Source organism: Neorhizobium sp. PAMB6630, assembly GCF_058242775.1.
Genome location: NZ_JBZAYV010000002.1, coordinates 1,128,601 through 1,143,114, shown reverse-complemented (window position 1 = coordinate 1,143,114; position 14,514 = coordinate 1,128,601). Strand labels below are relative to the sequence as shown.

Sequence of the window (14,514 nt, the reverse complement as noted above, 5' to 3'; positions counted from 1 at the left end):
TGTGCCGCCCCCCGACGGAAAGAAATATGACAACGGCACATATCAGGCCGTCGAGCACCGATAAAGCAATTTCTGGACGTGGGCGGTCCTAACGCTCGCGCCTACCCGGCGCATGCTGAAAGATACTGCCCGCCACACGCCGGCGGGCAGATGCTGGGGAAGGGCGATCAGGCACGGGATGGGGTGTGACCAGCCGCTTCAGCGTTTGCGACCTCATGCCAGATCTCAGCGTCAATCTTGCCTGCCAGTTCCGGATACATGTGCGGATCAAACACCGGCATTTTCGTGCGCTTCTGCTCGAAGTAATCCCGTGTCAGTTTGATGACCAGCGGCGACATCAGGCAGATCGCGACGAGATTGATCGTGGCCATCAAGCCCATCGAGGCATCTGCGGCGTCAAACACGGTGGTTGCGCTCTCGTAGGATCCCCAAAGCACCATCAGCAGCAGACCGATACGGGCAACCATCAGGCCGAGCTTGTTGTCGAGCCCCAGATAGACGAGCGCGTTTTCGGCATAGGAATAATTGCCGAGCACGGAGGTCCAGGCAAAAAAGAAGATGGCGATCGCGATGAAAGTGTTCCCCGCGCTGCCGATATGGGCTGTGAGAGCCGCCTGCGTCAGCGGCGTGCCCGTCAGTTCGCCACCGGGCACCAGCGTTCCCGACAGGATGATCATGAGGCCGGTTGCCGTGCAGATCAGCAGCGTATCGATGAACACGCCGAGCGCCTGGACCATTCCCTGCGAGGACGGGTGGTGCGGATTGGGGGTGGCGGCGGCTGCGATGTTGGGTGCCGAGCCCATACCCGCTTCGTTCGAAAACAGGCCACGCTTGACACCGTTCAGCATGGCGCCCGCAATGCCGCCGGCGGCCTGTTCGAACCCGAAGGCGCTCTTGATGATGAGTGTGAAGGCTGCGGGAACCTCGCCAATGTTGAGGATCAGGATGAACAAGGCAAGACCGAGATAGGCCACGGCCATGAAGGGCACGATATATTCTGCGCAGCGGGCGATCTGCTTGATGCCGCCGAAAATCACGACGGCGGATATGGCAGCGATGACGCCGCCAACGGCAAGCTTGGGAACGCCGAAGGCTCCGTTGACTGCCTCGGCAATGGAATTGGCCTGGACCGCGTTAAACACGAAACCGAAAACGAGGAGCAGGCAGAGGGCGAAAATCACCGCGGCCCAGGGCGCTTTCAGACCGCGAGCGATATAAAATGCCGGTCCCCCGCGGTATTCGCCGTTCTGGCCGCGGACCTTGAACAATTGCGCCAGCGTACTTTCGGCATAGGCTGTCGCCATGCCAAGTGCTGCCACCACCCACATCCAGAACAATGCGCCGGGGCCGCCGAGCGTCATCGCAACCGCAACGCCTGCCAGATTACCGGTGCCGACGCGCGAGGCAAGGCTGGTGCAAAGCGCCTGAAACGGCGTGATACCCGCTGTATCCGTCTCCGGCGCGCGCAGGACGACGCGGATGAATTCCGGGAACTGGCGGAATTGCAGGAAGCCCAGCCGGATCGTGAAATAAAGGCCCACCGCCAGCAATCCGTAAATGAGGACATAACCCCAAAAGAACGCGTTGAGATATCCGATGATTGCCGTCATGCCACTCTCTCCTGCTAGGCTCAACTGCCTGTTCCCAGGCGCCCGGATCCACTCGCTGGCCGGTGGCGGTTTTCACTGCGCTGCCCGGCAGAGCAACGATGCGCCATCCGCAGGCCTGACTGACGGGTCTGCTGATACCGGAAGCTCCGTAAATCCGCTTTAATCGGTGCGATGAGATTGGGCAATTGCGGGCGCTGTCGAAAATTGATCCCGGGGGCGTCGTGCCGCGGAGACGAACTACCGCCGGATATGCGCGAGCTTTTGACAAATGTTCCATAATTATGCTTACGCCGCAACCATACATTACACGACCAGATGGGCGGGTGTGTTCAAGGATGAAGTGCGAAATGCCATAGATAACAGCGGGTTATTCCTAGCAAGAAAGATGCCAGGCTTTTCGGATTATCATTCTGAACATTGCCGATGGCGAAGGTGAGCATGGGATAGTGAGCCGCCTCGCCTGCCGCCACCATCCTCATGCCGTTTTCGAATGAGGCATCGCCGAAATCGGCGTTCAGCAGGCCGGCCTCGAGAGCTTCCTCAAGGTGTTCGAAGCCGTAGCAAAGCTGCAGGCGTCGTTGCCTATGAAACCTGGGCCCATGGACATGGCCGCCCTGTTTTCAGGGCGGCCACTGGATCTGCGCTCTGCCTTCCACACCGTCTATGCGGCGAGAAACGGGTGGCCCGCCTTCGATAGTGCGCTATTGCGTGAGGTTGGGATCGTTCAGCCGTAGAATTCCGGTGCCTTCGTGAAGGTTGCCCAGGCGTCCGGGTCGTGGCCTGTCACAACCGTGGCACCCGTCTTTTCCGCGAAAGTCCGCAGTTTCTGCACGGAACGCACCGTGTCGACCGTCGAGGCCAGAAAACCCGGAAGCGCCTTCTCTTCCCAGTGATCCAGCGTATAGGCGGCATCGATCGTCAGAAGCATCGGCTTGCTGTTGGGCAGGCGCACGAGGAAAGACTGGTGTCCCGGGGCATGGCCGGGGGTGAAGATCGTCGTCAGCGTGCCATCGCCATAGACGTCGTAATAGTCGTCCTCAGTGCCGTTCAGGAACTGCCACTTCAAACCGGGCTTGTCGAAGTCCTTGCGGATATAGCCGCCGCCGGCAAACCAGTCGGGCGTGAAGGCATATTCATATTCCGCGCGCTGCACGAGATGGGTGGCATTCGGAAAACGCCCGATGGCGCCGGTATGATCGAGGTGAAGATGCGACTGGACCACATATTTGACGTCTGCCGGATCGATGCCGACCGACTTGATCTGGTCGACGCAGCCCATGTGCTTGTCGAGTACCGGCCAATAGACATCGCATATGCCGCCCCAGTGGCCGCGCGGGTCGGTGGCAACCTCGATGGCATTGCCGCCATCGATCACGGTATGGCCCTTGGGATGCGTAATCAGGAAGAAAGGAACAGGGATTTCGTAATCCGCCCCGTTGCCCTGGTTCATCTTGATGTTGTGCACCTTGCATTTCAGCGTGCCGGACTGAAACATGTAAAGACGGATATCGGTCATGAGGTTTCCTCCCTTGGTATGGTCTGTCGTGTTGTAAAGGCTGATCAAAAAGCTTCGCGGTAGAGGGCGAGCGCGTCTTCTTCACGCACGTCGACCGGGTTGTTCACCAGAAGACGGCTCTGTTTCATGGCGTCGGTTGCGAGCATGGCGAGCATGTTATCGCTAACACCGACATCGCGCAGCCGCCGCGGCGCGCCGCTTTCATCCATCAGTTTTTCCATGTGGGCGACAAAAGCATCCGAGCGCTGGAGGGTGTCGCCGGTTCCTTGAACGCCGAGGACATCGGCCAACTCCGCATAGAGGGGTGCTGCCGCCTTCGCATTGAAGCGCAGAACAGGGCCCAGCATGAGCGCGTTGGAAAGGCCGTGCGGCACATGATAGTGGCCCCCCAGCGGATAAGCGAGCGCGTGGACGGCCGCGACCGGAGAATTGGCAAAAGCCTGTCCAGCGAGCATGGCACCCAGCAGCATGCCTTCGCGCGCATCGCGGTTGGTGCCGTCCGTGCAGGCTGCGATCAGATGGGTTCCGAGCAGGCGCAGGGCCTCGCGCGCCAGTGCATCCGAAAGCGGGTTCTTCTTGTGCTTGCTGGTATAGGCCTCGATGGCATGAACCATCGCATCAATGCCGGTTGCCGCCGTGTGGACCTGCGGCAGACCGACGGTCAGTTCGGCATCCAGCAGAACGAAATCCGCATAAAGCTGCGGTGAGACCACGCCCATCTTGGTGGTTTCGCCGGTGGTGATGATGGAGATGTTGGTGACTTCCGAACCGGTGCCCGCCGTGGTGGGAACCAGCACCAGCGGCAGGCGCGCGCCCTTGACGTTGCCGATGCCGTACATGTCCGACAGCGGCTGGTCGGAGGCAACGAGAACAGCGACCAGCTTTGCAATATCAAGCGACGAGCCGCCGCCGAGGCCGATGACCATTTCAATGCCGGCGGTACGCGCCGATTTTACGCATTCGGCGACGATGTGCTCCGGCGGATCGGCAACGACCTTGTCGAAAATCTCGACATGAAAGCCGCCATCCGTCAATGCCGTGACGATGGGCGCGATGACCCCGGCCTTGATCAGGCCGGCGTCGGTAATGAGCATGGCCTTGCGCTGAGGAAACCGGCTGCCCAGGATCTCGCCCAGGCGCTGCGCCCCTCCCCATGCAACCTGCATGGATGGCACGGTGCGGAATTCGAATGCGTTCATGGTGAAGCTGAACCTCCCTATCATTCAGATCTGATTGTAAAAATTCTCAGCTGATGGCCGAGCAGAGATATTTGATCTCGAGATAATCCTCGATCCCGTAATGCGAACCCTCGCGGCCCAGGCCCGATTGTTTGACGCCGCCGAACGGGGCCACTTCGTTGGAAATCAGGCCGGTGTTGTGGCCGACCATTCCGTATTCCAGGGCTTCTGCAACGCGCCATGTGCGCTTGACATTGTCGGTGTAGAAATAGGCGGCGAGACCGAATTCCGTATCATTGGCCATGGCAATCACCTCTTCTTCCGTCTCGAAACGAAAGAGCGGCGCGACAGGCCCGAATGTTTCCTCCCGCGCGATGACCATGTTCTGCGTTGCGCCGATGAGCACGGTCGGCTCGAAATAGGTGCCGCCCAGCGCATGCCGCTTGCCGCCGATCCCGATCCGCGCTCCCTTTGCAACGGCGTCGGTCACATGCTGCTCAACTTTGAGAACCGCATCCTCATCGATCAGAGGCCCGATCAGCACGCCGGTTTCGGTGCCTGCTCCCACGCTGAGAGCCTTCACTTTGGCGACAAGCTTTTCAGCAAAGGCATCATAAATGCCTGCCTGCACATAGAGACGGTTGGAGCAGACGCAGGTCTGACCCGCGTTGCGATATTTGGAGGCAATCGCGCCCTCGACGGCGGCATCAAGATCGGCATCGTCAAACACGATGAACGGGGCATTGCCGCCCAGTTCCAGCGACAATTTCTTGATGGTCGGGGCAGACTGCGCCATCAGGATGCGGCCCACTTCCGTCGAACCGGTGAAGGAGAGTTTTCGCACGGTGTCGCTTGCGGTCAACACCGCGCCGATCTCGCGCGCATCGCCGGTTACGACCTGAAAGACGCCGGCGGGAATGCCGGCTTGTTCTGCGAGGACACCAAGCGCCAGCGCCGTCAGCGGCGTTTGTTCTGCGGGTTTGACGATCATCGTGCAGCCTGCGGCAAGCGCTGGTGCGGCCTTGCGGGTAATCATCGCGGCCGGGAAGTTCCAGGGCGTAATGGCAGCGCAAACACCGATCGGCTGCTTCAGCACGATGATGCGCTTGTCGGTGGTCGGCGCGGGGATTGTGTCGCCGTAGATGCGCTTGCCTTCCTCGGCAAACCATTCGACGAAGGAGGCGGCATACAGTGCCTCACCCTTTGCTTCCGCCAGAGGTTTCCCCTGCTCGGCCGTCATCAGCGCGGCAAGATCATCCGCATTGGCAACGATCAGGTCGAACCAGCGCCGCAGGATCGTGGCCCGCTCCTTGGCCGAACGCCGGCTCCAGCTCTCGAACGCCTTGGCAGCGGCGGTGATCGCCAAGGAGACCTGTTCTTTGGAAAGCTGCGGTACGGACGCAATCGTCTCGCCCGTGGCGGGATTTTGGACAGGAATGACAGCGTCTGATGAGCCGCTGATCCACTGACCATCAACGAGGCAGTGACTGCGCAACAACGCCGGATTGCTCAATTTCATCATTTTCCCCTCCCGAAAGTTCTACTAATTGAACTTGAATCGATATATTGAACTATGATAGGATCAGTTGCGCACTGTCAAGGAGGGCATGATGACGCAGAACCTGGAATCGCGAGCAGACACTGTGCCCGCGCTTAGAAGAGCGGTGCAGATCCTTGATCTGGTGGCGGCGTCTTCCCACAACCTCACGCCAGCGGAGATCACGCGCATGATCTCGCTGCCCAAAAGCACCGCTCACGGTCTGCTGTCGGTGATGAGCGAACTGGGCCTGCTGATGAAATCGCAAGACGGTACGATGCGTATCGGGCCACACCCGATGCGGTGGGCTGGCAGCTTTCTGTCACAGCTCGACATCGTCTCCGCATTTCAGGACTGTCTTGCAGAACGCCCCGCATTAAATCCGTATACGGTGACGCTGACCATGCGAGAGGGCGGAGAAGTCGTCTACATCGGGTGCCGTCATTCCGCACAACCGGTTGGCCACACCTTTCGCATCGGCATGCGGCTTCCCGCCCCGTTCACGGCAACCGGGAAGATGCTGTTGTCAGATCTTTCAGACGGTGAATTGCAAGACGTGCTCGATCCGTTTCCGCAACCGCTGACCAAGCGAAGCGTTTCCAGCCTGTTGCAGTTGCGCGAAGAGTTGGCGATGACCCGCCAGCGCGGCTACTCCATCGACGATGGCCAGATCCGGGACGGTATGATCTGTATCGGCGCTGCTATCCGCGACCATGCCGGAAAGGCGTTTTCAGGTATCGCGATCAGCCTCATTCGCAGCGAAGCCAGTGACGAAACAATCCAGAGACTTGGAAACGCTCTGCGGGAAGTATCGGATGCCCTTTCGCGCAGGGTCGGCGGGCATTCGAACCTGTGAGCGAAAGGCCCGCACCAGCGCATGATTTTCCGCTTGGGCCCGCAAGCGCGTCGGCGGTAAAGGCAGTGTCAGCCTGTGATGTCCGGCCGCTGCGAACGTCGCAGGGTGATCGAACGGGGGAGTAACGCCCCGTTCAAACGGCCCTGCCGGTCACCAAGCCTCACCGCCAAGGATTTCCTCGGCTTCTTCGGCGTCCATCGCAAAAACCCGGGCGCCGATGTCGTAGGCGAAACCCTGGCGGGCGAAGGCTGAGAGTTCGCGGGCTTTTTGTTTGTCATCGAGGTCTGCGCGGCGGAATGGGCCGAAGGCGCGGCGTCTTGCATAAACGACGGCGGCGCGCAGGTCGTCGGCGTCTGTGAGGGCGTGCGTTACGATCTCGCGGTCGACGCCTTTCTGGGCGAGCGTCTGGGCGATGGCCTTTTTGGATTTTCCGGCACGTGCCGAGGAACGGCTGCGAATTTCGGCATAGGCCGTGTCATCAAGCGCTTTCACGTCCAGCCCGAAGGCAACCGCGGAGGCTGCAAGCGCCCTCACCTGTTCGTCGCTGATCCCCGCGAATTTTTGGCGGGCCTTGCGGGTGATGGCGTCGGATAGCTGGCGCTCCGTCATCATGCGCTTGGAAAGCCGGTAGGCGGCGGAATTGCGCGCCCAGGAGAGCATACGCGGGGTCGGCCGGTCGCTCTCTTCACCGGCGTTTTCATGCTGCCCGGTATTGGCAGTCTTGTCGGTTGGTTCGTTGTTTTCGGTCATCGGCAGTCGTCTGGTCCTTGTCCCCCGTCATAGAGGCAAACGGTGCGAAGGACCAGACGGGGCCGGATGTCACGCTTGCTGGATGGCCTCGATCAGGTCCATGCCGCCGACCACCGTTGCAAAATCCTGCCAGACGCCGCGGGCACCGGCCTGCCATGCCTCGAACGCCTCTGGTTGCAACAGCTGACCGCCATGGGCCTTTGCGGTTTCGACGGAGCGTGCCTCGTCTTCGACGATCAGCTGGTTGAAATAAAGCGCCCCCTCGCCTGCCGCGGTCTGCAGCACGGTCTGTTCTTCCGGGGACAGCGTCTTCCAGAAGCTTGCGGCAAAAAATACGATGCCGGAGGCGCGGATATGGCCGGTTTCTGTCATGGAGGGCACGACTTCATAAAGCTTGAAGCCGGCATAGGCGGATTTGGTGAGATCCATGGCATCGACCACGCCGGTCGACAGCGCGTTGTAGGTTTCGGTGATTGGAATGCCGACGGGGGATGCCCCATAGGCGCTCCAGAGTTTCGTGTGGAGCGGGCTCTGGATGACGCGGATGCGCTGGCCTTTCAACTGCTCCGGCCGCGTCACCGGTGTTTTCGTCAGGAGATGGCGGGCGCCGTAATCGATAAAACCGCAGGAGATGAAATTCTGCATCTGAAGCTTTGCCGAAAGCTCGGCACCGGTGCTGCCCGTCACGACGCGGCGAAGATGGGAGGCGTCGCGGTAGAGGAAGGGGAGATCGAGGATCTGCAGATCCGGAACCCAGCCGGAGAGTGCAGACACAGTGGAAAGGCTCGCCTGCACCGAGCCGAGACGGGTTGCCTCCGCCACTTCCTTTTCACCGCCGAGCGCCCCGTTTGCCACCACGTTGAAGCGAAAGCGGCCGGGCAGCTTTTGCTCCACCTGTTCGGCCACGCGCCGCCAGATTTTTGTTTCGGGTTTGTCTTCACCCAGAAGCGAGGCAATGGTGATGGTGGTTGTGCGGGCCGCCGCCGGACGCAGGAGGGCCGGTGCGGCCAAGGCTGCGCCAGCGGTGGCTGCGAGGAACGAACGGCGTTTCAGGATGAGGGACATCGGGACATAACCTTTCAGAGGAGCAACATTGCGACGCACAGGATGCCAAGGGCTACAAGAAGTGCGGCAAGATAGGGCAGCACCGCGCGAAACAGATCGGTGGCAGGAACCCGCGTGACGCCGGAGACCACGAAGATCAGCATGCCGAGCGGCGGCGTCAGCCCGTGGATCATCAGGTTCACCACCAGAATGACACCGAAATGGATGGGATCGAGCCCGGCGGACACTGCAACCGGCAGAAGGATCGGCCCGAGCAGCAGGATCGCCGCACCGATATCGAGCACCAGGCCGGCAACCAGCAACACGAGATTTGCCATCAGCAGCACGAGGGCCGGATGATGCCCGAACGCATTGACGGCATCCGAGATCAGCCCGGCCACATCATCCACGGCGAGCAGGAAGGCAAACGGGCCGGCCGAGCCGATCAGCAGGCCGATGGCGCCTGCTTCGGTCGCCGCCTGGCGGAAAGCGGAGATCAAGGATGTGAAGGAAAGGCGCGCGGCAAGCGCCAGGATCAGCGTGTAGGTTGCGGCCAGCGCTGCCGCTTCCGTCGTCGTGACCACGCCAAAGCGGATGCCGGCCACCACGATGACGCCAAGGCCGAAGGCCGGCAGGGCAGATAGCGCGGCGGCGGCGCGCTCCTTGCCGGAGGCGGGGCGTCCTTCCGGGCGGGCCTTGACCGAAAAATGGATGGCGACGGCAAGACAGGCCGCCATCAACCCGCCCGCCACAAAGCCGCCTGCCAGCAGCGAGCCGACCGAGAGATTGGTGGCGGCCGCCAGCAGCAGGAAGGCTATGGAGGGCGGAATGACATTATCGAGAACCGAGGAGGCCGCAATGATCGCGCCCGCCTGCGCCGGCGGATAACCGTTCTTCACCAGTTGCGGCTGGAAGGTGGAGGCGCCGAAGGCCGCATTGGCAACGGAGGAGCCGGAGGCGCCGGAAAAGATGACGCTGGTCAAAAGCACGGTCTGCGCCAGCCCTGCCCGGCGATGGCCGACAAGCGTTGCGGCAAAATGGACAAGGCGCTCGGCAGCACCGGAGGCCGTCAGAAGCCCGCCGGCGAGCAGAAAGAAGGGGATGGCGAGCAGCAGGAATTTCGACATGCCGTTGACGGCGGCTGCAACCACGGCCGGTTCCGGCAGGCTGCTGCCGAAGGCAAGGCTGAGCGAGGCGGCGGCCAGAAACGCATGCGACAGTGGCGCAGACACGACAAGACCAATGCCGGCGATGATGGCGAGAAAGGCGCTCGGCGGCCAGCTTCCGGAGAGATCCACATGGGTTGCCAGACCATAAAGGCAGGCCCCGAGTGCCAGTGATGCCAGCACCGATACGCGCTTTTCTTCCGCTAAGCGGCGCAGGATGAGAACCGCCAGCAGCAGAACCCCGCCGGTGCCGATCAGCGCGAAACGCAACCATTCCGGAAGCCCGAGTGTCGGCGAGGTGCCGCCGAGCATGGCGATCGTTTCGCGCGCACCGACGATCAGGGTGAGCGCCGCAATCACGCTCACGCCATCCGCCATTGCTTCGGCCGCCACCTGCCCTCGCCTTGGCAGGAGCCGGAGGCCGACATCGAACCGCATGGAGAGCGGTCCCGACAGAGAGAGCGGCGCCGCCACCGAGATCAGCGCGAGATGAAGCCAGATGCCGAGATCCTCGGCGCCGATAAAGCCGGTCTGGAAGACATAACGCAGGGTGACATTGACGAGCACGAGGGAAAGCAGCGCGCAGAGCAGCACGGCGGCGGTGCCGGAAAGAATTGTCTCCAGACCCGCCAGAAGCCTCTGTCTGTCGCGCTCCCCTGCCCCTTGCCTCATGCCGGCCACCAGTCGTGGAAATGATGAACGGGGCCCCTGCCCCCGCCGACCTTAAGGTATCGGCCCGCCTCAAGCGCTGCCTGCAGGTAGGCTTTTGCATCCCGTGCGGCCTCGGCAAGCTCCAAACCCTTGGCAAGGTTGGCGGTGAGTGCTGCGGCAAGCGTGCAGCCGGTGCCGTGGTCGTTCGACGTTTCGACACGCGGGGCGGACAGCGTCAGCACGTCCTCTGGCGTGACCAGGAAATCGACGCTTTCTGCGCCCTCGCCATGGCCCCCCTTCATCAGAACCGCGCGTGCGCCGAAACCGAGGATGAGGTGAGCCTGCGCAATCATCTCGTCGCGGTTTTGGGCGATGGGGCGTCCGGTCAGAAGCGCTGCTTCCGGCAGGTTGGGCGTCACCACATGGGCGAGCGGCAGCAGCAGGCGGGTGAGCGCCGCAATGGCATCTTCCTGCAGCAGCCGATCGCCTGATGTGGCAACCATCACCGGATCGACCACGATGGGGCCGGCAAATGCCTGCAGCCGGCCGGCGATGACAGCAATGGTTTGGCTCCGCGACACCATTCCGATCTTCACCGCATCGACGGCAAGGTCACTGAAGACGGCATCCATCTGCGTGCCGATGACGTCGGCCGAAATATCCTCGACGGCGCTGACGCCCCGCGTGTTCTGCGCGGTGACGGCGGTGATGACACTTGCGGCGTAGGTGCCAAGTGCGGAAAACGTCTTGATATCGGCCTGGATGCCGGCGCCGCCGCCGCTGTCGGAGCCGGCAATGGTGAGCGCAATGGCAGTCATGCACCCTCTCCCTTCAGGCTTTGATCGATGGTTTTGCGGAAATCCTGCACGGCGGCTGCGATGTCTTCCGCACGAAACAGGGCGGAAATGGCGGCAATGCCATCGGCGCCGGCAGCGATCACGGCTGGCACCTTATCCAGCGTGATGCCGGCAATGGCGCCGACCGGAAGCGCCGGGTTGAGCCCCCGGATTGTCGCCCGAAGCGTCTTGAGGCCATCAAGGCCCACAGGCGGATCCGGATTCATCTTGGAGAGCGTTTCGAACACGCCGCCGATGCAGGCGTAATCGACCGGCGCCTTCCCGGCTCGTTCGGCATCGGCGGGCGTCTTGACGGTGACGCCGATGATGGCGTCCGGCCCGAGCAGGCGGCGCGCGGTGTCGGGGGCCATGTCGTCTGCGCCGAGATGCACGCCGTCTGCGCCGGCGGCAAGTGCCACGTCGACGCGGTCATTGACGACGAAGGGGACGCCGCTTGCGGCAAGCGCTGCCTTGATCGCCAAGGCCCGCTCGATCATCACCCGCGTGGAGGCTGTCTTGTCGCGGTACTGGATCAGCGTTGCGCCATTGTCGGCGGCATGTTTTGCCAGCACGGCGAGGTCTGCCACATCGAGAAGCGAGGCATCCACCAGCGCATTCAGGCGGTAATCAAGTCGTCTCATGGTTTATCCTTGCATGGGAATTCAGATCATCAGGGCCAAGGGCTGCCAGCGCATCGAGAAAGGCCGGCTCGAAGCTGCCCGGCCCGCGGGCATGCACGGCCGCCAGTTCCGCCGAGACGCCGGTGGTGCAAAGGGCAGCCGTTGCCGCCCTCAGCGCATCTTTCTCCACGGCCAGAAACGCGGCAATGACGCCGCCGGAGAGGCAGCCGGTGCCGGTCACCACGGCCATGAAGGCATGGCCGTTTTCCACGTTGACGCTTCTCCCGGCGTCTGACAGATGATCGACCGCACCGGTCATGATGCGAAGGCTGGCGCGGGTCTCGCCGATCAGTTCCATCTCCGCGCGGTTGCCGCGCACCACGGTCGGACCAAGCGTGATGAGTTCGCGGGCAAAGGCGAGCCGCGTCGGTGAATAATCGCAATGGACGGGATCGAGGATCCACGGTTTGCCGCCGGCCGTCGCCACATCGACGGCAAGCCGGATCACTTTGCGGCGCTCCGCATCCAGCGTGCCGAGATTGATCGTCAGCGCATCCGCCTTACTGACAAAATCGGCAATCTCTTCCATCGAGGAGGTCATCGAGGGAATGGCGCCGATGGCGCTGATGCCGTCGGCGGTGAATTTCTGCACGACTGTGTTCATCAGGCAATGCACGCGCGGGCGGCGGGCGCGAACGCGGGCGATCAGGTCCGCGGCGTCTGCTTTTGTCGGAAGCCTGTTCATTTCAGCTCCACCGCCAGATCCTCCACTGCCGGTGCCTTTTGAATGAGCCCGCTTTCGGCCATGAAGGCGCCGAAACGCTCATAACGGGCGTGGTCCAGCGCGGCCGGGCGTTTGGCAAAACGCGGCAGCGTATCGGTAAAGGCCTTCCGGTTCAGCGTGTCATCGAGGTTCGGATAGGCCTTGATGAACAGCTGCCAGGCCTCATCGGGATGGTTGGTCAGGTAGACCGCAGCCTTTTCCACGGCGCGCAGAAAACGCGGCAGGCGGCTGTCGTTCAGAAGCTGCGGGCGGGTGACGAAGATCAGCTCGTCATAAAGAGGCACGCCGTGTTCTTCGGGAAAGAAGGCGCGCCCCTCATGGCCTTCGATCTGCATCTGCGTCAGCTCGAAATTGCGAAAGCCGCCAAGCGTCGCATCCACCTGCCCGCTGATCAGCGAGGGCGACAGCGAGAAGTTGACATTGACCAGCTCGATGTCCTTCAGGTCCACGCCTTCGGTGGCAAGCATGCGCTTCAGCATCGCATCCTCGAAGCCGGAGACGGAAAAACCGACCTTTTTACCCTTCAGGTCTTTGAGGCTCTTGATCGGCCCGTCTGCAAGTACGGTCACGGTGTTGAGCGGTGTTTCCACCAGCGTGCCGAAGCGCGTCAGCGGCAGGCCGTTTGCGTGGTCGAGATAGAGGTTCGGCTGGTAATGCACGCCGATATCGGCCTGCGCGGTGGAGACAAGGCGCGACACGGCGGATGGGTCCGATGGCGGGATCAGTTCCACCTCAAGCCCCTCCTCGGCAAAATAACTCTTCTCTGCCGCAACCACCATCGGTGCGTGATCGGGATTGACGAACCATTCGAGGAGCACGCTCAGCTTGTCGGCTGCCTGCGAGGCGGCAGGCGCAAGGGTGAGGACAAGAACAGTGGCGAGCGCGGCGATTACGCGTTTCATGCGGCATGTTTCCTTGGCAGGAGGGCTGGATTGAGGGCGGGATGGCGGGGTGTGTCCGTTTCTTCCCTCGCCCAGGGGGCAAGGTTTTTCGTCAGGCGATCGACGGCAAGCCGCAGGAGAACGGTGAAAAGGGCGAGGATGACCATGGCGGCAAACAGCATGTCGGTCTGCATGCGGGCATTGGCCTGCACCATGACGAAGCCGAGCCCGCCGGCAGCCCCCACCCATTCGCCGACAATGGCGCCAAGCGGAGCAAGCGGCGCTGCCACCCGAAGCCCCGAGACAAGGGCCGGAAGCGCCAGCGGCAGGCGGATGTGGCGCAGGATCTGGATATGGCTGGCTGGCGTCAGCGCGGCAGCATCGAGAAGTGTCGGATCGGTGCGGCGAAGGCCATCGGCAAAGGCGGAGGCAACCGGAAAAAAGATGATGATCACAGTCATCGCCACTTTGGAGGCCATGCCAAAGCCCAGCCAGATAACGAGAACGGGCGCCAGAACGAAGACCGGAAAGGCCTGCAGCACGACGACAAGCGGCCAGACCAGCCGGCCAGCCCTCGGAAAAGCCGCGACAGACAGCGCCGTCAGCGCGCCGAGCCCGCAGCCGATCACGAGGCCAAAAAGGATTTCGCCCGCCGTGATCAGCGCGTGATGCATGAGGAACTGCGGCTGGCGGACATAGGTCATGGCCACCGCGAGAGGCGACGGCAGGATGTAGCGCGGCGGTGAAAGCAGCGATACCACCGCCTGCCAGGTGGCAAGCAGAAGAAGCAGGGCATAACCCGTCTGGCGAAAGCGCATCGTCAGCTATCGGCGGTGAGGCGGCTGGCAGTCGGGTCTATGGGGCAGAGGCAAGCTGCGTTTTTCATCAATGGCATCGTGATCTCCAAACCTTTCAGCAGGGAGATCCAGGTGAAGCGGAGAAGAGAATAGGCGCTCACATGCGCGTTTTCCGTTCCTACGCCGGCATGACCCGGATCAGGTTCAAGGGTCCGGCTCAGCGCCATCTCAGCATCGTTCGATGCTCCCCTCGGAATGGCGCGACCTTTGTGGAATTTTTGTCTGATG

Annotated in this window: 13 protein-coding genes and 1 riboswitch; of the genes, 1 reads left to right on the top strand and 12 read right to left on the bottom strand. The window is 62.0% G+C overall.

What is annotated here, in order from left to right:
* Positions 1–167: 167 nt before the first annotated feature.
* The 4 genes from AC4CWF_RS23980 to AC4CWF_RS23965 form a co-directional block, all read right to left on the bottom strand.
* Positions 168–1,610, bottom strand: a complete 1,443-nt coding sequence (locus AC4CWF_RS23980) for an alanine/glycine:cation symporter family protein (protein WP_491286156.1) — start codon at positions 1,608–1,610, stop codon at positions 168–170.
* Between the two features lie 724 nt (positions 1,611–2,334).
* Entirely contained in the window at positions 2,335–3,126 is a 792-nt protein-coding gene (gene attM, locus AC4CWF_RS23975; RefSeq protein ID WP_491286154.1) for an AttM family quorum-quenching N-acyl homoserine lactonase, read from the bottom strand.
* Positions 3,127–3,170: 44 nt separating this feature from the next.
* Positions 3,171–4,325, bottom strand: a complete 1,155-nt coding sequence (locus AC4CWF_RS23970; protein WP_491286152.1) for an iron-containing alcohol dehydrogenase — start codon at positions 4,323–4,325, stop codon at positions 3,171–3,173.
* Between the two features lie 46 nt (positions 4,326–4,371).
* Entirely contained in the window at positions 4,372–5,826 is a 1,455-nt protein-coding gene (locus AC4CWF_RS23965; RefSeq protein ID WP_491286150.1) for an NAD-dependent succinate-semialdehyde dehydrogenase, read from the bottom strand.
* 88 nt (positions 5,827–5,914) lie between these two features.
* Here AC4CWF_RS23965 and AC4CWF_RS23960 point away from each other — a divergent pair, with 88 nt between their 5' ends.
* Positions 5,915–6,697: an IclR family transcriptional regulator gene (locus AC4CWF_RS23960; RefSeq protein ID WP_491286148.1), complete on the top strand. Its 783-nt coding sequence runs from the start codon at positions 5,915–5,917 to the stop codon at positions 6,695–6,697.
* Between the two features lie 150 nt (positions 6,698–6,847).
* Here the strand turns inward: AC4CWF_RS23960 and recX are convergent, their stop codons facing one another.
* The 8 genes from recX to AC4CWF_RS23920 all read right to left on the bottom strand — a co-directional run bounded on the left by recX (position 6,848) and on the right by AC4CWF_RS23920 (position 14,247).
* A complete protein-coding gene (gene recX / locus AC4CWF_RS23955; protein WP_491287788.1) occupies positions 6,848–7,357 on the bottom strand; it encodes a recombination regulator RecX in 510 nt (169 codons plus the stop codon).
* 159 nt (positions 7,358–7,516) lie between these two features.
* A complete protein-coding gene (locus tag AC4CWF_RS23950) occupies positions 7,517–8,512 on the bottom strand; it encodes a TRAP transporter substrate-binding protein (protein WP_491286146.1) in 996 nt (331 codons plus the stop codon).
* A 14-nt stretch (positions 8,513–8,526) separates the two neighbouring features.
* Positions 8,527–10,329 carry a TRAP transporter large permease gene (locus AC4CWF_RS23945; protein ID WP_491286144.1) on the bottom strand — a complete coding sequence of 601 codons (1,803 nt, stop codon included), beginning with the start codon at positions 10,327–10,329 and terminating at the stop codon, positions 8,527–8,529.
* Positions 10,326–11,126 (bottom strand): bifunctional hydroxymethylpyrimidine kinase/phosphomethylpyrimidine kinase, encoded by an 801-nt coding sequence (gene thiD, locus AC4CWF_RS23940; RefSeq protein ID WP_491286142.1) that lies wholly within the window; start codon positions 11,124–11,126, stop codon positions 10,326–10,328. Before thiD ends, AC4CWF_RS23945 begins: the two co-directional genes overlap by 4 nt.
* Entirely contained in the window at positions 11,123–11,785 is a 663-nt protein-coding gene (gene thiE / locus AC4CWF_RS23935) for a thiamine phosphate synthase (RefSeq protein ID WP_491286139.1), read from the bottom strand. Before thiE ends, thiD begins: the two co-directional genes overlap by 4 nt.
* Positions 11,772–12,509 carry a hydroxyethylthiazole kinase gene (locus AC4CWF_RS23930; RefSeq protein WP_491286137.1) on the bottom strand — a complete coding sequence of 246 codons (738 nt, stop codon included), beginning with the start codon at positions 12,507–12,509 and terminating at the stop codon, positions 11,772–11,774. The genes thiE and AC4CWF_RS23930 overlap by 14 nt, the downstream gene beginning before the upstream one ends.
* Entirely contained in the window at positions 12,506–13,450 is a 945-nt protein-coding gene (locus AC4CWF_RS23925; RefSeq protein WP_491286135.1) for an ABC transporter substrate-binding protein, read from the bottom strand. The genes AC4CWF_RS23930 and AC4CWF_RS23925 overlap by 4 nt, the downstream gene beginning before the upstream one ends.
* A complete protein-coding gene (locus AC4CWF_RS23920; protein ID WP_491286133.1) occupies positions 13,447–14,247 on the bottom strand; it encodes an ABC transporter permease in 801 nt (266 codons plus the stop codon). The genes AC4CWF_RS23925 and AC4CWF_RS23920 overlap by 4 nt, the downstream gene beginning before the upstream one ends.
* 137 nt (positions 14,248–14,384) lie before the next feature.
* Positions 14,385–14,487, bottom strand: a riboswitch (TPP riboswitch).
* Positions 14,488–14,514: the final 27 nt, after the last annotated feature.

Bases quoted from the DNA above. Each gene is read 5' to 3' on its own strand.
- attM (WP_491286154.1), bottom strand. From the start codon at position 3,126: ATGACCGATATCCGTCTTTACATGTTTCAGTCCGGCACGCTGAAATGC.
- AC4CWF_RS23970 (WP_491286152.1), bottom strand. From the start codon at position 4,325: ATGAACGCATTCGAATTCCGCACCGTGCCATCCATGCAGGTTGCATGG.
- thiE (WP_491286139.1), bottom strand. From the start codon at position 11,785: ATGAGACGACTTGATTACCGCCTGAATGCGCTGGTGGATGCCTCGCTT.
- AC4CWF_RS23925 (WP_491286135.1), bottom strand. From the start codon at position 13,450: ATGAAACGCGTAATCGCCGCGCTCGCCACTGTTCTTGTCCTCACCCTT.
- AC4CWF_RS23945 (WP_491286144.1), bottom strand. From the start codon at position 10,329: ATGAGGCAAGGGGCAGGGGAGCGCGACAGACAGAGGCTTCTGGCGGGT.
- thiD (WP_491286142.1), bottom strand. From the start codon at position 11,126: ATGACTGCCATTGCGCTCACCATTGCCGGCTCCGACAGCGGCGGCGGC.
- AC4CWF_RS23920 (WP_491286133.1), bottom strand. From the start codon at position 14,247: ATGCGCTTTCGCCAGACGGGTTATGCCCTGCTTCTTCTGCTTGCCACC.
- recX (WP_491287788.1), bottom strand. From the start codon at position 7,357: ATGCTCTCCTGGGCGCGCAATTCCGCCGCCTACCGGCTTTCCAAGCGC.
- AC4CWF_RS23930 (WP_491286137.1), bottom strand. From the start codon at position 12,509: ATGAACAGGCTTCCGACAAAAGCAGACGCCGCGGACCTGATCGCCCGC.
- AC4CWF_RS23965 (WP_491286150.1), bottom strand. From the start codon at position 5,826: ATGATGAAATTGAGCAATCCGGCGTTGTTGCGCAGTCACTGCCTCGTT.
- AC4CWF_RS23950 (WP_491286146.1), bottom strand. From the start codon at position 8,512: ATGTCCCTCATCCTGAAACGCCGTTCGTTCCTCGCAGCCACCGCTGGC.
- AC4CWF_RS23960 (WP_491286148.1), top strand. From the start codon at position 5,915: ATGACGCAGAACCTGGAATCGCGAGCAGACACTGTGCCCGCGCTTAGA.
- AC4CWF_RS23980 (WP_491286156.1), bottom strand. From the start codon at position 1,610: ATGACGGCAATCATCGGATATCTCAACGCGTTCTTTTGGGGTTATGTC.